Here is a 17813-nt window from a genome sequence, read left to right as displayed (position 1 = left end):
GCCCGCCGGCCCCGCTGTTATCCTGTCTCTCTGGCCCGAACGAGGTGTCGATTACGCCTTGTTCTTACGGTTTTCGTCGACGTCCTCGAAGTCGGCATCGACGACACCGTCCTTGGGCGCGCCGGTCCCGCCGGCGCCCGCGCCCGGACCCGCCGCCCCGGCACCGGGGCCGCCGGCCTGGGCTTCGGCTTCCTTCTGCTTATAGAGCTGCTCGCCCAGCTTCATGGCGAGCTGCATCAGGGTCTGGGTCTTGCTCTCGATCGCTTCCTTGTCTTCGCCCTTCACCGCTTCCTTGAGATCGGCCGAGGCCGCCTCGAGGGCGGTCTTGTCCGAGGCCGCGACCTTGTCGCCCGCCTCGGCCACCGACTTCTCGGTCGAGTGGATCAGGCTGTCGGCGTTGTTGCGGGCCTCGATCAGCTCCTTGCGCTTCTTGTCGTCCGCGGCATGGGCCTCGGCATCCTTCACCATCTTCTGGATGTCGGCCTCGTTGAGACCGCCCGAAGCCTGGATCCGGATCTGCTGCTCCTTGCCGGTGGCCTTGTCCTTGGCCGAAACCTGGACGATGCCGTTGGCGTCGATGTCGAAGGTCACCTCGATCTGCGGCACGCCGCGCGGCGCTGACGGCAAGCCCACCAGGTCGAACTGACCCAGGATCTTGTTGTCGGCCGCGAGCTCGCGCTCGCCCTGGAAGACCCGGATGGTGACCGCGTTCTGATTGTCTTCGGCGGTCGAGAACACCTGGCTCTTCTTGGTCGGGATCGTGGTGTTGCGCTCGATCAGGCGGGTGAACACGCCGCCCAGCGTCTCGATGCCGAGCGACAGCGGCGTCACGTCGAGGAGGAGGACGTCCTTGACCTCGCCCTTGAGCACGCCGCCCTGGATCGCCGCGCCGATGGCCACGACCTCGTCCGGGTTGACGCCCTTATGCGGCTCGCGGCCGAAGAAGGACTTCACCGTCTCCATCACCTTGGGCATGCGGGTCATGCCGCCGACCAGCACCACTTCGCCGATCTCGGAGGCTTTCAGGCCCGCATCCTTCAGGGCCGCGCGGCAGGGCTCGATCGTCTTCTGGATCAGATCGTCCACCAGCGCTTCGAGCTTGGCGCGCGTCAGCTTGATGTTGAGATGCTTCGGACCGCTCTGGTCCGCGGTGATGAAGGGCAGATTGACCTCGGTCTGCATCGAGCCGGAGAGCTCGATCTTGGCTTTCTCGGCCGCTTCCTTCAGACGCTGCAGGGCGAGGCGATCCTTGCGTAGATCGATGCCCTGCTCCTTTTTGAACTCGTCCGCGAGATAGTCGATGATGCGCGCGTCGAAGTCCTCGCCGCCGAGGAAGGTGTCGCCGTTGGTCGACTTCACCTCGAACACGCCGTCGCCGATCTCGAGCACGGAGATGTCGAAGGTGCCGCCGCCGAGGTCATAGACCGCGATGGTGCCGGCGCCCTTCTTCTCCATGCCATAGGCGAGTGCGGCCGCCGTCGGCTCGTTGATGATGCGTAAGACTTCCAGACCCGCGATGCGGCCGGCATCCTTGGTGGCCTGGCGCTGCGAGTCGTTGAAGTAGGCGGGAACGGTGATCACGGCCTGCGTGACCTTCTCGCCGAGATAGCTCTCGGCGGTTTCCTTCATCTTCTGGAGGATGAAGGCCGAGACCTGCGAGGGCGAATATTTCTTGCCGTGGCTTTCGACCCAGGCATCGCCATTGTCGCCCGAAATGATCTTGTAGGGGACGAGGCTCTTGTCCTTCTGGGTCAAGGGATCGTCGTAGCGCCGGCCGATCAGGCGCTTGATCGCGAACAGGGTGTTTTCCGGATTGGTCACCGCCTGGCGCTTGGCGGCCTGGCCGACCAGACGCTCGCCGGACTCGGTGAATGCCACCATCGAAGGCGTCGTCCGCGCGCCTTCCGCGTTCTCGATGACCTTGACGTCCTTGCCCTCCATGACGGCAACGCAGGAGTTGGTCGTACCGAGATCGATGCCGATAACTTTACTCATCTCTTCCTCATTTCCATGGCAGGTCCGCCCGCGGCCTTCTCGGGTTGGCGAAGCACCGCCCGGGACCCCCGAATTTCAAGCTACCCCGCGGCGACCCGGCAAAGCCCGGTACCGCTTGGGAAAATGACCTTTCGGCCCGACGGGATATATAGGCGGCAATGCTTCGGACGCAAGCACCTGATGGTCGCAGAAACGCCAGATTCTGCTTATTGCCGACATGGCCGCTGACCCTTCCGGGGCCTCGCCCCGCTTGGCGCCGACTCCTATGCTGGCCCAGCGTCCCGACAATAGGCGCCAATCTTCCAGGGGTGTCGATGAGCAGCCAAGGATCCAGTCCGAAAAACAGCGGCATCTATCGAATCATCAGGATCGTGTTCGGGGCCGATCTGGTGATCGGCTTGGCCCTGGCCGCGGCCGGCTTTTGGCTCTGGGACCGGATCGAGATATGGACCGCGGGCCTCGGCCTCGCGGCCGTCGGGCTGCTGATGTTGCTGCTCTTTCCGATCCTGATGCGCCGTTCCGGACCGCGCGATCGGTGAGGTCGCCTCGGCCGAGGCGAGGTCAGCGTAAAGACAGATGCATATGGTCGTCATGGCGGGCGACCGAGCAGCCTTGGAAACGAACCAGAGGACCGTGAGCGCCAAGCCGCTCCTGGAGATGGGTCTCCAGGAGAATGCGTGTCAGCCCATAATCCGGGCCTTGGCTCTCGAGCCATTCCAGCATTGCCGCGGTCCGTTCCGGATCGAGCGCCGCACCGTCGAAAACTGGCTGAAGCCAGTTGAAGTCCCATCGCAAATAGGAATGGCGCCCCTCGCAGGGGCGTGCTTCGCCCGGCTTCGGCTGCGCATAGGCCCAATAACCGATCCATGAGGGCGGCTCGACAGGACCCGGGCGGGCGGGATCGGTCGACTGATAGAAATAGGCGAGATCGATCTTGCGGCCATCGTCATGGCTCACATGCGGGAGGAGCGGAAAGCCGTCGATAAAGGGGAAGTTCGCATCAAGATATTCAACCCGTGTCTCCGGAAAGCGCGCGTCCATGGCCGCACCCAAATCAGTCAGCAGCCGTCCTACCGCAGGCGTCGCATAGTTCCGATTGAGGATGCAGGTAGCGACGGTATGGGCAGAAAAATGGCGGCCCGCACCCTCCTCACAAGGCAGGGCTTCACGCCCAAACAGCGGTGCCAGGTGAGGCACAACAACAAAGGTCGCGAGCGCATAGAGGCCCGCGAAGCAACCGGCCCGCAGTAGCGATCGCGCGATCCATGAGCCCGCACCCAACCGCATCAGCAGCCGCTGCGAGATCCACCGTGAAAGGGCATAGACCAGCCCGCCGACCTGGGTGAGTAGGGTCAGCAGGACGAAGACCAGAATGAAATAGAGCAGCTTCGCCAGGCGGCCTGGGCCGACGGGGCGAAACGGCAAGATCACGCCACCGTATCGATCCGGCTGCCGGGCTGCGTGCCCTCGCCGTTCGGCCGGGCGCCGGCGGGCTCGGCCTTGGCGACACCGACCATGGCCGCGCGCAACAGGCGATCATGCATCATATAGCCCGGCTGCAGCACCTGGACGATCGTGCCGGCGGGCTGGCCCGTGCCGGGCACCTCGAACATGGCTTGATGCAGGTTGCTGTCGAACTTCTCGCCCAGCGGTTCGACGCGCCTGATGTTGTGGCGCTCGAAGGCCGAGAGCAGCTGGCGCTCGGTCGCGGCGACGCCGTCATAGAGCGTCTTCAGGGCCGGATCGCTGTCGAGCTGCTCGGCCGGAATATGCTGCAGCGCGCGGCCCAGATTGTCGGCCACGGCCAGCATGTCCCTGGCGAAATTGGCGGCGGCATAGCGCTGCGCGTCCTCGCGCTCGCGTGCCCCGCGCCGGCGCACATTCTCGGTCTCGGCCAGCGCCCGCAGCAGCTGGTCCTTGAGCCGGGCGGCCTCGGCCCTGGCTTCCTCGAGCAGGTCGGCATCCGGCGCCAGGCCGACGATTTCGGCCGGCGCGACACTGTCATTGGCGGGCGCAGGGGCGCCCTCGTCTCTCTTCTCGTCCGTCATGGTCGTCCTTTGGTCAGCGGATCCGGCGATGGGCCGGGATCAGGACCGGGTTATGGGGTCCCCGGGCGGCCGGATCAAGGTCCCACCGGTCCCTAAAACGCGCCCGATCACCTTCGCGGTGTAATCCACCATCGGAATGATCCGGGCATAATTGACCCGGGTCGGGCCGATCACGCCCACCGCACCCACGATCCGTTCCTCGGAATCGCGGTAGGGCGCGATCACGACCGAACAACCCGACAGGCTGAAAAGCTCGTTCTGCGCGCCGATGAAGATCTGGATGCCCTCGGCCCGGTCGGCCGCGTCCAGCAAGCGCGCCAGCGATTCCTTGGTCTCGAGCGCGGCGAAGAGCGCCCGCACCCGCTCGAGGTCGGCCATCTCCTTCACGTCCTCGAGCAAACGCGACTGGCCGCGCACGATGAGCGCGCCATCCTTGTTGCCGCCGGCCCAGCTGGCGAGGCCCGCCGACACCACCTTGGCCGCGAGCTGGTCGAGCTCGCTGCGCTGGCTCGCGATCTCGGCCATGATCTCGGCGCGCGCGCCGTCGAGCGTGCGGCCCACCAGCTTGGCCAGGAGGTAATTGCCGGCCTCGATCAGCGAGGAGGGCGGCAGGCCGATCGGCAGATCGAGGATCCGGTTCTCGACGATCCCGTCCTCGGTCACCAGCACGGCGAGCGCCCTGCCCGGCCCCAGATGCACGAACTCGATATGTTTCAGCGGCCGCGCCGATTTGGGCGCCACCACCAGCCCGGCGCAATGCGAGAGCCCGGCCAGCATCTGCGTCGCCTGCTCCAGCACCTGCGGCAGGCTGCGGCCCGAGGCCGCACATTGGCTGTCGATGGTCTGGCGCTCGTCATCGGTGAGACCCCCGATCTCGAGGAGCCCGTCCACGAACATGCGCAAGCCCAGCTCCGTCGGCAGCCGGCCGGCGGAGGTGTGGCGCGCATAGAGCAGGCCCGCCTCTTCCAGGTCGGCCATCACATTGCGGATGGTCGCCGGCGACAGGCCCATGCCCAGCTTGCGCGAGATCGTGCGCGAGCCCACCGGCTCGCCGGTCTCGACATAGGCATCGACGATATGACGGAAGATCTCGCGCGAGCGCTGGCTGAGCTCGGCAACGGCGTCGGGGCGACCCGGCGCCTGAATCGTCCGTTTGACCGAAAGGGGCGTTGTCATCACTGATTCCTGGCGCGTCACGAAAAGGTAGTAACGCAGGCCATGCCCGTCAATGCAACGGCCCTGGGCAATGGCCCTGGGCAACGGCCCTGAGCAACGGCCCTGGGCAACGACCCTGGGCAACGACCCTGGGAACAGGGGCTGGCCTGGACAAGGGAGCTGAACGAGGGCGGCCCGGGGTCGGTTCCCGGCGCTCCGGCCGAAAGCCCCGGCAAAACTGGACCGGTCGGACGTCAGAGGATAGGTTGCGCCCTCGAACGCCAGATCCAGAAACCCTTTCTTCTAGGCCCTTTGACCCATGCGCCCTTCCGGTCGCGCGCCCGACGCGCTTCGCTCCGTCCGCCTCGATGTGAATGTCAGCAAATATGCCGAAGGCTCCTGCCTCGCCGTCTTCGGCGACACCCAGGTGCTCTGCCTGGCGACCATCGAGGAGAAGGTGCCGCCCTTCCTGCGCAATTCCGGGCGCGGCTGGATCACGGCCGAATATGGCATGCTGCCGCGCGCGACCAACGAGCGCATGGAACGCGAGGCCGCCAAGGGCAAGCAGAGCGGCCGCACCCAGGAGATCCAGCGGCTGATCGGCCGGTCTTTACGCGCCGTCATCGATCTGGGCGGCTTCGGCGAGCGCCAGATCCGGCTCGATTGCGATGTGATCCAGGCCGATGGCGGCACCCGCACCGCGGCCATCACCGGCAGCTATGTGGCGCTCCATATCGCCTTCGCCCATATGCGCAAGCTGGGCGCCATGCCGGCGATGCCGCTGAAGGATCATGTGGCGGCGATCTCCTGCGGCATCTTCCAGGGAACGCCCGTGCTCGATCTCGACTATGCCGAGGACAGCAATGCCGATGCCGACGCCAATTTCGTGCTGACGGGCGCCGGCCAGATCGTCGAGATCCAGGGCACGGCCGAGAAGAAGGCCTTCACCGAGGCCGAGTTCAACCAGCTCTTCCAGCTCGCGCGCAAAGGCATCGGCCAGCTGGTCGAGCTGCAGCGCGAGGCGATCAAGAAGGCCGGATGACGGACGCCGCCAGCAACGCGACGAGTCACCGGCGCTTCGCCGGCGACCGGCTGGTGGTGGCGAGCCACAACCAGGGCAAGGTGAGAGAGATTGCCGAGCTGCTGCGGCCCTTCGGGGTCGAGCCGGTCTCGGCTGCGAGCTTAAGCCTGCCCGAGCCCGAGGAAACCGAGACGACGTTCCGCGGCAATGCCGAGCTCAAGGCCCGTGCAGCGGCCATGGGCGCAAAGCTGCCGGCGCTCGCCGACGATTCCGGCCTCGCGGTCGATGCGCTCGATGGCGCGCCCGGCATCTATTCCGCGCGTTGGGCCGGCGAGACGCGCGACTTCGGGGCCGCGATGAAGAAAGTCGAGCAGGAGCTGGCCGCGCGCGGGGCAACCGCTCTCAAGGACAGGCGCGCGCGCTTCATCTGCGCGCTGTCGCTCTGCTGGCCGGACGGCCATTGCGAGACCTTCGAGGGCAAGGTCGAAGGCACCCTCGCCTTCCCGCCCCGCGGCTTGCGCGGCTTCGGCTACGATCCCATCTTCATGGCCGATGGCCAGATGATCACCTTCGCCGAGATGGACCCGGCCGAGAAGCATGCCATCAGCCACCGCGCCGACGCCTTCCGCCAGCTGGTGGCCGCCTGTTTCGCCTGAGAAGAACCGGATGAACCCGACGACGCAGAGAATGACAGTGCCGAGCGAAGGCACCGGAGCCGCGCCCGTGCCGGGCGGCTTCGGGCTCTATATCCATTGGCCCTTCTGCAAGTCGAAATGCCCCTATTGCGATTTCAACAGCCATGTCCGCGCCGCGATCGACGAGACGCGCTGGCGCGACGGGCTGCTGCGCGAGCTCGATCATTATGCGGCCGAGATCGCGCGCGACGGCGGCCCCCCTCGCCGGCTCGACAGCATCTTCTTTGGCGGCGGCACGCCCTCGCTGATGAGTCCCGACACGGTGCAGCATTTGATCGAGGGCGCGCGCCGGCATTGGTCCTTCGCACCCGATATCGAGATCACGCTCGAGGCCAACCCGACCTCGGTCGAGGTGGCGCGCTTCCGCGCCCTCGCCCAGGCCGGCGTCAATCGCGTCTCGATCGGCATCCAGGCGCTCGACGATCGATCGCTGAAATTTCTCGGCCGCCAGCACAGCGCTTCCGAAGCACTCGAGGCCTTCGAGGCCGCGCGCGAAAATTTTCCGCGCTTCACCTTCGACCTGATCTATGCGCGGCCCGGCCAGACGCCGGCGCAATGGCGCGAGGAATTGCAGGCGGCGCTGGCGCGCGCCGGCGGCCATCTCTCGCTCTATCAATTGACGATCGAGCCCGGCACCGCCTTCGAAGGCGCCGTCGCGCGCGGCGAGTTCTCGATCCCCGACGAGGCGACGCAGGCTGCGCTCTATGAGATCACGCAGGAGCTGACCGGGGCCGCCGGGATGCCGGCCTATGAGATTTCGAACCATGCGCGGTCCGGCGAGGCCTCGCGGCATAATCTCGTCTATTGGCGCTATGGCGATTACGTCGGCGTCGGCCCCGGCGCCCATGGCCGTCTCACGCTGGGCGGACGCAAATGGGCGACGCGCCAGCATCGCGCCCCCGAGCCCTGGCTCGATCTGGTCGAGCGCGATGGCCATGCTACGCGCCAGCGCGACGAGGTGTCGGTCGAGGCGCGGCTCGAGGAGATGACCCTGATGGGTCTGCGCCTGAGCGAAGGCATCGCGCGCCAACGCTTCATCGATGAGACGGGGTCGGAGCCGGAAGCGCTGTTCGATCCGGCGAAGCTCGACCGCCTGATCGAGGGCGGGTTCCTCGTTCTCGATGAACAGGGCCTGCGGGCGACGCCCGAAGGCCGTCAGCGGCTCAACGCGGTTCTTCCCGCATTGCTTGGCTGAACTCTATTCGTCTGCCCTAAGAAGGACCGCCAACTCCTTCTCGAATGCTTCGAGTGGCTCATCGGCAGCAAGGCCCGCTACGATCTCGCGCAGAGCTTCATTGCGGGCGCTGTCGTCCTCGCCCGCATAGTCGACGCTATCGCTGCCCATGAGAAAGAACGCCCACTCCGACAGCGCATCGGGATTGGATTGAAGCTTCAGAATCCCCTTCATCACGTCATCGGGCTGGACCGTGATACGGCATGGGCAGCGTCCGAACGTCCAGCTTCGCCAGCGGCCTCTCTCTTCCTGCAGGTCGAGTTCGAAGCCGTACTCCCGAAGCGACGACCAATGGGCTAAGCCATGCACGACGCGACGAACCTGTTCCTCGGCTCCCACCCCTGACACCTCCCCTGCTCGGCAACCGCAGGATAGCCGTTTGACGCCGAAGGCCGTCCCCAAACTGAAAGGGCCCGCCGTCAGAAACGGCAGGCCCTTGGTAGGGTGGTCATCGTTGTCTATCCAGGCGGGGGTTTGTCCCGCCCGTCCCTGGAAGTTCAGCCGCAGCCGGCCGGGCTGTGGTTCGAACCATGGCGAAGGCGCGAGATGCCATTCGTCAGGGCCGAGATGCCGCTGTCGATGCCTTCGAGCAACCGGTAGGTGCCCGCCGCGATGTCGAGCGAGAGCGGGTCCCGCACGGCGTTCTGCTGCTGCGACGTGGCCGTCCGGCCTGAACCGAACCAAGCTTGGACCAAGCCATCAAAGAAACGATCGATCATAATACTCTCCATCCGTTCGGCCGGTCGCCCTCGACTTAATAAATCCTTCACTGAAGGAACGTCGGGACCGGCTCCTTGGACGTGAAGATGGGCGAATTTCCGCCGTTTGACAAACGAGACCTTCTACCTTAGAAGATTAGAAAATCTATCCTGAAGGAGAGGGCATGAATTCCTTTCCACTCAATGCGTTGCGGGTCTTCGAGGCGGCCGCCCGACATCTTTCCTTCGCCAAAGCCGCAGAAGAACTGCATGTGACCCCGGCCGCGGTCAGCCAGCAGATCAAGACCCTGGAAGCCCGGCTCGGCCAGCCTTTGTTCCGCCGGCTGAACAGGCGGCTGCTGCTGACCGACGCCGCCCAGCTCTGCCTGCCGGGCCTGCGCGAGGGGCTGGACCGGATCCAGGCCGCCATGCGGCTGGTCACCCGATCCCATATGAACACCCTGACGGTGTCCTCGGCGCCGACCTTCGCCGCGCGCTGGCTGGTGCCGCGGCTGGAGCGCTTCGCCGCGCGCCATCCCGAGATCGAGCTCAGGATCGATGCGACCGATCATGTGGTGGATTTCGCGGTCGAGCCGATCGACATCGCGATCCGCTATGGCGCCGGCCATTATCCGGGCCTGCGCGTGGACAAGGTGATGAGCGCACCCGAATACCCGGTCTGCAGCCCGAAATTGCTCGAAGGTCCGCATCCCCTGCGCAAGCCCGAGGATCTGAAATATCACACGCTGCTCCACAGCGATGTGCAGCCCGACAGCGACCTTTATCCCAACTGGCGGATGTGGCTGCTGGCAGCCGGCGTCAAAGGCGTCGACCCGACGCGAGGTCCGCGCTTCTCGCCCGAGACCATGGCGATCGACGCGGCGATCAAAGGGCAGGGGGTGGCACTGTCCAGCCTCGTCATCGTCCAGGACGAGATCGCGGCCGGCCATCTGGTGAAGCCCTTCGACGTGATGCTGAAGCTGCAGTTCGCCTATTACCTGGTGGCGCCGCGGGCGTCCGCCGACCGGCCCGCGGTGAAGGCCTTTCGCGAATGGCTGCTGGAGGAGACAAGGGCCATCCGCGAGGCCGAGCCGAAAGCGGCCTGAGGCTCGGACGCCGGCTCGACGCTCTCGGCGGGCGAGCGCTATGCTCGGACCTCTCGGCGCTTGAGGAGAACGCGCGTGGCACTCACCGATCGCTGGGGCGAGCCGGCCGACACCGACAACAAAGCGGCGCTCGAGGCTTATGAACGCGCGGTGCAGGGCATGGTCGCGCTGAGCGGCGATCCGCTGGCCGAGATCCGCAATGCGGTCGCGACCGATCCGGGCTTCGGGTTCGGCCATCTCGTCGAAGCCCTGTTCCATCTCTATCCGATGACGCGCGCGCAAAACCACGAGGCGCTCGCCAGTCTCGCGCGCGCCGAAGCGGCGCTGCGGCCGACGACGCCGGCGCGGCTGCGCGGGCATCTCCATGCCGCGCGCGCCTGGTCGATCGGTCACTGGCAGGATGCGGCCGCCGCCTGGGAATCGGTGCTGCTCGATCACCCGCATGATCTGCTCGCGGTCAAAGTGCTGCAGGATCTCTATTTCTTCCTGGGCGACGCGGCCAATATCCGCGACACCGTCGCGCGCGTGCTGCCCAACTGGAGTGAAAACGAGCCCGGCTACAACTATCTCCTCGGCATGCTCTCCTTCGGACTCGAGGAGAATGGCGATTATCAGCAGGCCGAGCGGATCGGCCGAAGCGCGATCGCGCGCGATGCCTACGATCCCTGGGCCCATCATGCGGTTGCCCATGTGCTGGAGATGCAGGGCCGCGTCGGCGACGGCATCGCCTTTCTCTCCGGCGGCGCGCCCTACTGGGCGCAGAGTTTCTTCGCGGTCCATAACTGGTGGCATCTGGCGCTCTATGAGCTGGACCAGGGCGAGGGCAATGCGGCGTTCGATCTCTATGACGGTCCCTTGCGCGGCGGCGTCAGCGATCAGCCGCTCGATCTGGTCGATGCCGCCGCCTTGCTCTGGCGCCTGAAGCTGGTGGGTTTCGAGGCGGGGCAGCGGCGCTGGCAGGCGCTGGCGAAGCTCTGGCTGCCGCATGCCGAGGACATGGTCTATTGCTTCAACGATGTGCACGCGATGATGGCCTTCGTCGGCGCCGGCGAGGACCGGCAGGCCGAGACGCTGCGCGCACGGCTCGCCGCCCGCGCGCTGGGCCAGGACAGCAACGCGATGATGACGCGCGAGGTGGGTTTGCCCTTGGCCGAGGCGCTCATCGCCTATGGCGAGGGCCGCGACAGCGAGGCGGTGGATCTGCTGCTGTCGATGCGCCGCAAGGCCCATCTCTTCGGCGGCAGCCATGCGCAGCGCGATTTGATCGAGCAGACCTTGCTGGCCGCCGCGATCCGCGGCGGCAGGCGTCATCTGGCGCGGGCGCTCGCCGGCGAAAGGCTGGGCCGCAAGGAGACCAGCCCCGGCAATTGGCGCTGGATGGCGCGCGCCTGGCGCAGCCTCAGCCAGCCGGCCGAAGCGGACGCCGCCGACCGGCGGGCCCGCGAGCTGGCCCAGTTGAACTGAAGATTTTCGACCGAGGCGTCAGGCGCCGGGCGGCGGGAAGCTCTGTGGCGGCGGATCGATGACGCCAAAGGCGCCGGTCTGGATCTCGTAGATGGCAAGCCCGCGCTCGACCGTGCCGTCGGGGCGGAAACGGAAGATGCCGTCGATGCCGGAAAATCCGTCGGGGCCCGTCAGGGCGCTGTCGTCGATGCGCGGATGGTTGGGATCGCGCGTCAGGGCGCCGGCCAGGAGCGTCGCGTCATAGGCGACGCTGGCGATGCGCGGCGGCTGGGTTCCGTAATTGGAGCGATAGCGATTGGCGAAACCGGCCCAGGCCTCGTTGGCGGGGGCCGCGAAGATGCCGCCCACCAGCGCCGGCTCGCGCAGCAGAGCCTGATCGTTCCAGAGCGAGGTGCCGAGCAGATGCACCTTGGTCTGATCGAGGCCGTAATAGGAGAGGAGGGGCGCCACCAGATGCAGCACGTCGCCGCCTTCGGGAATCATCAGCGCGTCGAACGTGCCCTTGGCATTGCCGAGCCGCTGCAGGAAGGGTGAGAAGTCCGACGTTCCCGGCGGATAATATTCGATCGCCGCCAGCGCGCCTCCGGTCGTGAGCACGGTCTGCTGCAACTGCCCGATGACCGTGCGGCCGAAGGCCGTGTCCGGTACCAGCGCCGCGATCCGCTTGCGGTCGAGCGTCGCCGCGTAGCGGACCACGCGATCGACCTGGAGCTGCGGCAGGATGCCCATCACATAGACGCCGGTGCCGGCAACCGAACGGTCGGTCGAGAAGGCGATCATCGGCACCTGCGCGTTGCGCATCGCGGGCGAAGCCTGTGTCACGGCGGAAGCGAAGATCGGCCCCAGCACCATCTGCACCCCGGCATCGACCAGCTGCTGCGAGGCGGCGGCCACACCGCCGGGCTGCTCGGTGTCGCGCACCTCGAGCGAGAGATTGTCGCTGCCGGATTCGAACAGGGCCATCTCGGAGGCCTGCAGCATGGCCTGGCCCAGCCCCGCATTGCTGCCGGAGAGCGGCAGGAGCAGCCCGACCTTGGCGGGCCCCGCCGGTACGGGGGCCGGCGTCGGCGCGGGTGTCAGCTCCGGCGCCGGGGGCGGCTCTGTCGCTTGTTGCGTCGGCGGCGGGGCCGTTACAGTCTTCGGCGCGCAGCCGGCCAAGAGGCCCGCGGCCATCAGCGCGGCGATGACGGGCAGGGCCACGCGGCGGGCGGGAGCGAAGAATGGCCAAGCGGGCAGAGGGCGGGCGAGGGCGAGGGAAGGCGACACGGGCCGTGAGCTCCGGCGTCGATGAGGATGATGGGGCCGAGCCTAGCGATCAGGTCCCGTCAAGTAAACCCGAGCCATCCGCGGCAATGCGCGGCGAGCCAGAGAGAATCGGCGGATCGCCGGCGCCTGGCCTGCATCTGGTGGCGACGCCGATCGGCAATCTCGGCGACATCACCCAGCGCGCCCTCGAGCTGCTGCGGACGGCGGATCTGATCGTCTGCGAGGATACGCGCGTCACCGCGAAGCTCCTGTCGCGCTACGGCATCGCGACGCGGATGCTGCCTTACCATGAACATAATGCCGAGCGCATGCGGCCCGAGCTGCTGCAGCGTTTGGCCGAGGGCCGTGCGATCGCGCTGGTGAGCGACGCCGGCACGCCGCTGGTCTCCGACCCGGGCTACAAGCTGGTGCGCGAGGCGATCGCGGCGGGCCATGAGGTGACGGCCCTGCCGGGCGCTTCCGCCTCCCTGACGGCCTTGTTGCTTTCGGGATTGCCGCCCGATCGATTCTTCTTCGCCGGCTTCCTGCCGCCCAAGAGCGGCGAACGCCGGCGCGACCTGGCCGGGCTCGCGGCGATCCCGGCCACCCTGATCTTTTATGAAAGCGCCAACCGGCTGGCCGATTCGCTGGCCGACATGCGAGCGGCCCTGGGCGATCGGCCCGCGGCCGTCGCGCGCGAGTTGACCAAGCTGCATGAAGAAGTCCGCCGCGGCAGCCTCGGTGTGCTGGCCGATCACTATGCGAAGGCCGGGCCGCCCAAGGGCGAGATCGTCATCGTGGCGGGGCCGCCGCTCGCGGAGACGACGGCGGTCTCGGATGCCGATCTCGACCGTGCGCTGAAACAAGCGCTGGCGCATATGAGCCTCAAGGATGCGGCCGCCGCGGTCGCGGCGGCCACCGGCCGGCCCCGTCGCGAGATCTATGCCCGCGCGCTGGCCCTCGTCGGCGACGATCCGGACGCGTGAGCGCTCGCATGGGGCCGCCGCCGGGCGATCCGATCGAGAAACGCCGGGCGGCGCTCCGCCGGGGCTCGCAGGCCGAGACGCTGGCCGTCTGGTGGCTGCGGCTCAAGGGCTATCGCATTCTCGGCCGCAATCTGAGGCTGGGCGTGGGCGAGATCGACATCCTCGCGCGGCGTGGCGATCTCCTGGTGGCGATCGAGGTCAAGCATCGTCCCGATCTGCTGACCGCGGGCGAGGCGATCGACCGGCGCAGCCGCGAGCGCATCGCCCGCGCGCTGTCGCGCTGGCTGGCGCAGCATCCGCGCCTGGCCGATCTCGATCTTCGCTTCGATGCGATGCTGATGGTGCCGGGCCATTGGCCGCGCCATGTAACGGATGCCTGGCGTCCGGATTGAAGGCTCTCTCCTCCGATCCGAACCTCGTCGCCTTGGATTCGCCGGATTTCTTGGCGTGACGACGGAGTCGCGGTCTAGAATCGGGCCCGATTCGCATGTTGGCGCCGGCCCACGCTCTCATCCGCCGGCCTGGACGCGGGCGCCCTTTCCGGGTGCCCGCTTTGGGCTTGTTCCTCCTATTGCCCGCCGTCGCGGGCTGCAGCCCGATCGGGACCGCCGAGACCGTCGGGGTCTTCGTCGCGGTGCAGGCAACCCAGGAGCGGGGGCTCGGGACCGCTCTGTCCGACGACTACATCTGGACCAAGGTGCAGGCGCGCTGGCTCAACAGCGATCCCGACATGTTCGCCCGGGTGCGGCTGCAGATCCAGGAAGGGCGCCTGCTCCTCACCGGCGTGGTGCAGCGGCCCACCGCCCGGGTGAGCGCGGTGCGCCTCGCCTGGGAGGTCGAAGGCGTGAATGAGGTGATCGACGAGATCCAGGTCTCCGAGCCGCTCGATGTCGGCCAGGCGATCCAGGACCAGTGGATCGCCCAGGACCTGCGCAACCGGATGCTGCTGGACAGCGGGGTGCGCTCGGTCAATTACAGCGTCGAGGCCGTCGACGGCACCCTCTATCTCATGGGAATTGCACAGGACAAAACCGAGCTGCAGCGCGTTATTGACCATGCCCGCGATATTTCCTATGTCCGAAGGGTGACAAGTTGGGTCCGCATCAAAGGCGAACCGCCGCCGCCCTTGCCCACCCAGACCGAACCCGCCCAGGACCCGACCGGGCCCGAGCCCACCGCGCCGGCGGCCAGACCCATCACCACAGCGGCTTCGTAACTGTCATTTTCGTGAATCGAATCAATCCTTTATGACGTCACCGGCCGACTCATCCCCCGTCTCGACCGGCCTGCTCTGGCCGGAAACGATGCCGGCTCGCGATTACCTGACCCTGATCGGGACGGGTGCCGAGGATCAGGTCGATCTGGCGGCCGCGGCCCTGGCGCTGGCGTCGCTCGACCGCCCCCAGGCCCTGCTGGCGGAGGCGCGCTCGCATCTGTCGAAGCTGGGCCGCTCGGTCGCGGTGGCCTTCGAGGCCGTCGGCCGCGACGATCTGGGCGCCCGCAGCTTCGCGCTGGTCGCCGCGCTGGCGCGCCAGGAAGGCTATGACGGCGACCGCGATCACTATGACGATCTCGCCAATGCCAATCTGATCTCGGTGATCGAGCGCCGCCGCGGCTTGCCGGTGGCGCTGGGCATCGTCTATCTCCACGCCGCCCGGCTCCAGGGCTGGGCCGCCGTCGGTCTCGATTTCCCCGGGCATTTCGTGATCCGCATCGAGCATGGCGGCGGGCGGGCCATCCTCGATCCCTTCAATGGCGGGGCCGTCCTCGAGGTCGCCGATCTGCGCCGCCTGCTCAAGGCCGCTCATGGCCCCACCGCCGAGCTCGAGACGCGGCACTACAACGCGCTGCCTGATCGCGCCGTGCTGCTGCGGCTCGAGAACAACGTCAAGCGCCGCCTGATCGCGGCGCGGGCCCTCAGCGGTGCGGCCGAGCATGTGCGCCGGATGCTGCTGGTGGCACCCGACGAGACCGGACTCTGGCGCGAGCTGGGCTTGATCGAGGCCGAGAGCGGCAATCTCAAGGCCGCGTCCACGGCGTTGGAGCGTTTCGTCGCCAAGGCGCCCGAAGGCGGCGAGCGCCAGCAGACGCGCAAGCTGATCCAGGAACTGAAGTCCCGGCTGCACTGACGGGACCCGTCGCTGCGGGCCCGCTCATCCGCAACTGGCGCCAGACTGGCGGGCCGGCTTATAGTCGCTGGCCCCCACCATCAGAGTATTGCCGGTCATGAGCCTTGCCGTCGCCATCCAGATGGATCCCGTCGAGACCATCAATATCGACGCCGACAGCACCTTCGTGCTCGGGCTCGAAGCGCAGCGCCGCGGCCATGCGCTGTTCCATTACGGGCCGCGCCAATTGTTCCTGCGCGACGGCCGCGTCTATGCCCGCGCCCGGCCGATGCAGCTCCGGCGCGAACGCGGCAACCACTTCACGATGGGCGCCGAGCAGACGCTGGATCTGGCGACGCTCGACATCGTGCTGATGCGCCAGGATCCGCCCTTCGACATGGCCTATATCACCGCCACGCATCTGCTGGAGCATATCCATCCGGCGACCCTGGTGGTGAACGATCCCGTCCATGTGCGCAATGCGCCCGAGAAGCTCTTCGTCACGCATTTCCCGGGCCTGATGCCCCCCACCCTGATCACCTCCGACCGCGCCGAGGTCATCGAGTTCCGCAAGGAACATGGCGACATCATCATCAAGCCGCTGTTCGGCAATGGCGGGGCGGGCGTGTTCCATCTGGTGCCCGCCGACGAGAATCTGAACGCGCTGCTGGAACTCTTCACCCAGCTCTATCGCGAGCCGGTGATCGTGCAGCGCTACCTTCCCGAGGTGCGCGAAGGCGACAAGCGCATCATCCTGGTCGATGGCGAGCCGATGGGGGCCGTCATGCGCGTGCCGGCGGCGGGCGAGGCGCGCTCCAACCTCCATGTCGGCGGCAAGGCGATAAAGACCAAGATGACCAACCGCGAGCGCGAGATCTGCGAGGCGATCGGGCCGGCGCTCAAATCGCGCGGGCTGGTGTTCGTCGGCATCGACGTGATCGGCCATCACCTGACCGAGATCAACGTCACCTCGCCGACCGGCATCCAGGAGATCAACCGTTTCGACGGCGTGCAGATCGAAACCAAGATCTGGGACGCGATCGAGCAGCGCTATGCCGAAGGCGGCAAACGCCGGCCGACCTGAAACGCGTTCTCAGCCCGAGGCTCCCGTCGTCAGCCTGAGGCCAGGGCGGCGCGGCGCTGGCGCCCGACCATCGTCTCGCGATGGACGATATAGATGCCGCTGGCGACCACGATCGCGGCCCCCGTCACCAGCCAGACATCCGGCAGGTCGCCCCAGACCAGATAGCCCAGCGTCATGGCGAAGACCAAACCCAGATAATCGAAGGGCGCGATGATCGCGACCGCGGTCCGGCGAAAGGCCGCGGTCATGGTGAATTGCGCGACCCCGCCGATGAGGCCGATCGCCACCAAGAGCGGCATCTCCGACCAGGTCGGCATGACCGCGTCGAAAGGGAGCGTCGCGGCACCGACGATCGTGGCGAAGAGCGTGAAGTAGAACACGATGGCGGTGCTGCTCTCGCTGCGGCTGAGACGGCGGACCTGGGTCATGGCGATCGCGTAGCAGAGGGCCGCCGTGATCGCGACCAGGGCCGCGGGCTGAAACACGCCGCTGCCGGGGCGCATCATGATCAGCACGCCCACGAACCCCACGATCACGGCGCTCCAGCGCCGCGGACCGACCCTCTCACCCAGGAGCGGGACCGAGAGGGCCGTCATGAAGAGCGGGCCCGATGAGGCGAGCGAGACCGCCTCGCCCAGCGGCAGCAGGGAATAGCTCAGAAAAAAGCAGACCATCGACAGGATGCCGATGCCCCCGCGCAGCGCATGAGCCAGGAGGTTGCGGGTGCGGATCGCGGCAAACCCGCCGGAGCGGGAGATCACCAGCATGACGGGCAAGAAGGCGAAGAGGTTGCGCACGAACACGATCTGGCCGATCGGAAAGCGCTCCGAGGCCAGCTTCACCAGCATGTCCATGGTGGTGAAGAGCAGCACCGAGAGCACCATCAGCCCGATCCCGCTCAAGACCGAAGGGCGGGCGGCGGCCGTGGCGGGCAGGGACATCGTTGGCTTTCCGGCGGGTAAGGCGACGGTGAA

19 protein-coding genes are annotated in these 17813 nt (G+C 67.1%); 11 read left to right on the top strand and 8 right to left on the bottom strand.

Annotation, left to right across the window (positions count from 1 at the left end; translation table 11 throughout):
* Positions 1–51 precede the first annotated feature (51 nt).
* A complete protein-coding gene (gene dnaK, locus ACREE8_RS22320) occupies positions 52–1995 on the bottom strand; it encodes a molecular chaperone DnaK (RefSeq protein WP_431575223.1) in 1944 nt (647 codons plus the stop codon).
* A gap of 314 nt (positions 1996–2309) precedes the next feature.
* Here dnaK and ACREE8_RS22315 point away from each other — a divergent pair, with 314 nt between their 5' ends.
* Positions 2310–2534, top strand: coding sequence for a hypothetical protein (locus ACREE8_RS22315; protein ID WP_431575222.1), 225 nt, complete (start codon positions 2310–2312; stop codon positions 2532–2534).
* Positions 2535–2556: 22 nt separating this feature from the next.
* Here the strand turns inward: ACREE8_RS22315 and ACREE8_RS22310 are convergent, their stop codons facing one another.
* From ACREE8_RS22310 to hrcA, 3 genes are read right to left on the bottom strand one after another with little or no spacing between them, the layout of a single operon-like run.
* Positions 2557–3426, bottom strand: coding sequence for a hypothetical protein (locus tag ACREE8_RS22310; RefSeq protein ID WP_431575221.1), 870 nt, complete (start codon positions 3424–3426; stop codon positions 2557–2559).
* Positions 3423–4043, bottom strand: coding sequence for a nucleotide exchange factor GrpE (gene grpE / locus ACREE8_RS22305; RefSeq protein WP_431575220.1), 621 nt, complete (start codon positions 4041–4043; stop codon positions 3423–3425). Before grpE ends, ACREE8_RS22310 begins: the two co-directional genes overlap by 4 nt.
* Before the next feature lie 39 nt (positions 4044–4082).
* Complete coding sequence (gene hrcA / locus ACREE8_RS22300) at positions 4083–5219, bottom strand: heat-inducible transcriptional repressor HrcA (RefSeq protein WP_431575219.1); 1137 nt, start codon at positions 5217–5219, stop codon at positions 4083–4085.
* Positions 5220–5517: 298 nt separating this feature from the next.
* On the opposite strand from hrcA, the gene rph reads away from it, so the two are divergent.
* From rph to hemW, 3 genes are read left to right on the top strand one after another with little or no spacing between them, the layout of a single operon-like run.
* On the top strand, positions 5518–6240 hold the full coding sequence (rph, locus tag ACREE8_RS22295) for a ribonuclease PH (protein WP_431575218.1): 723 nt from the start codon (positions 5518–5520) through the stop codon (positions 6238–6240).
* Entirely contained in the window at positions 6237–6875 is a 639-nt protein-coding gene (gene rdgB / locus ACREE8_RS22290; protein WP_431575217.1) for an RdgB/HAM1 family non-canonical purine NTP pyrophosphatase, read from the top strand. The genes rph and rdgB overlap by 4 nt, the downstream gene beginning before the upstream one ends.
* Before the next feature lie 31 nt (positions 6876–6906).
* Positions 6907–8109 carry a radical SAM family heme chaperone HemW gene (gene hemW, locus ACREE8_RS22285; protein ID WP_431575216.1) on the top strand — a complete coding sequence of 401 codons (1203 nt, stop codon included), beginning with the start codon at positions 6907–6909 and terminating at the stop codon, positions 8107–8109.
* 3 nt (positions 8110–8112) lie between these two features.
* Here hemW and ACREE8_RS22280 read toward each other — a convergent pair whose 3' ends face one another.
* Positions 8113–8487, bottom strand: a complete 375-nt coding sequence (locus tag ACREE8_RS22280; protein WP_431575215.1) for a hypothetical protein — start codon at positions 8485–8487, stop codon at positions 8113–8115.
* A gap of 158 nt (positions 8488–8645) precedes the next feature.
* Positions 8646–8867 carry a hypothetical protein gene (locus ACREE8_RS22275; protein WP_431575214.1) on the bottom strand — a complete coding sequence of 74 codons (222 nt, stop codon included), beginning with the start codon at positions 8865–8867 and terminating at the stop codon, positions 8646–8648.
* A gap of 164 nt (positions 8868–9031) precedes the next feature.
* Between ACREE8_RS22275 and gcvA the strand changes: the two genes are divergently transcribed.
* Both gcvA and ACREE8_RS22265 read left to right on the top strand, forming a co-directional pair.
* Positions 9032–9952: a transcriptional regulator GcvA gene (gene gcvA / locus ACREE8_RS22270; RefSeq protein ID WP_431575213.1), complete on the top strand. Its 921-nt coding sequence runs from the start codon at positions 9032–9034 to the stop codon at positions 9950–9952.
* 75 nt (positions 9953–10027) lie between these two features.
* Positions 10028–11416, top strand: coding sequence for a tetratricopeptide repeat protein (locus tag ACREE8_RS22265; RefSeq protein WP_431575212.1), 1389 nt, complete (start codon positions 10028–10030; stop codon positions 11414–11416).
* Between the two features lie 18 nt (positions 11417–11434).
* Here the strand turns inward: ACREE8_RS22265 and ACREE8_RS22260 are convergent, their stop codons facing one another.
* Positions 11435–12682 (bottom strand): penicillin-binding protein activator, encoded by a 1248-nt coding sequence (locus ACREE8_RS22260; RefSeq protein ID WP_431575211.1) that lies wholly within the window; start codon positions 12680–12682, stop codon positions 11435–11437.
* Between the two features lie 86 nt (positions 12683–12768).
* Here ACREE8_RS22260 and rsmI point away from each other — a divergent pair, with 86 nt between their 5' ends.
* From rsmI to gshB, 5 genes are all read left to right on the top strand, one after another.
* On the top strand, positions 12769–13647 hold the full coding sequence (rsmI, locus tag ACREE8_RS22255; protein WP_431575210.1) for a 16S rRNA (cytidine(1402)-2'-O)-methyltransferase: 879 nt from the start codon (positions 12769–12771) through the stop codon (positions 13645–13647).
* A gap of 8 nt (positions 13648–13655) precedes the next feature.
* On the top strand, positions 13656–14039 hold the full coding sequence (locus tag ACREE8_RS22250; protein WP_431575224.1) for a YraN family protein: 384 nt from the start codon (positions 13656–13658) through the stop codon (positions 14037–14039).
* A 167-nt stretch (positions 14040–14206) separates the two neighbouring features.
* Positions 14207–14863: a BON domain-containing protein gene (locus ACREE8_RS22245; protein WP_431575209.1), complete on the top strand. Its 657-nt coding sequence runs from the start codon at positions 14207–14209 to the stop codon at positions 14861–14863.
* Positions 14864–14894: 31 nt separating this feature from the next.
* Entirely contained in the window at positions 14895–15776 is an 882-nt protein-coding gene (locus ACREE8_RS22240; protein WP_431575208.1) for a SirB1 family protein, read from the top strand.
* 97 nt (positions 15777–15873) lie between these two features.
* Positions 15874–16839: a glutathione synthase gene (gene gshB / locus ACREE8_RS22235; protein WP_431575207.1), complete on the top strand. Its 966-nt coding sequence runs from the start codon at positions 15874–15876 to the stop codon at positions 16837–16839.
* Positions 16840–16868: 29 nt separating this feature from the next.
* Here the strand turns inward: gshB and ACREE8_RS22230 are convergent, their stop codons facing one another.
* Positions 16869–17780, bottom strand: a complete 912-nt coding sequence (locus tag ACREE8_RS22230) for a DMT family transporter (RefSeq protein ID WP_431575206.1) — start codon at positions 17778–17780, stop codon at positions 16869–16871.
* Positions 17781–17813: the final 33 nt, after the last annotated feature.

The organism is Hypericibacter sp., assembly GCF_050729195.1.
Classification (GTDB): Bacteria; Pseudomonadota; Alphaproteobacteria; order Dongiales; family Dongiaceae; genus Hypericibacter.
The sequence above is the reverse complement of the archived record's forward strand: the minus strand, read 5'-3'. Positions and strand labels throughout refer to the sequence as shown.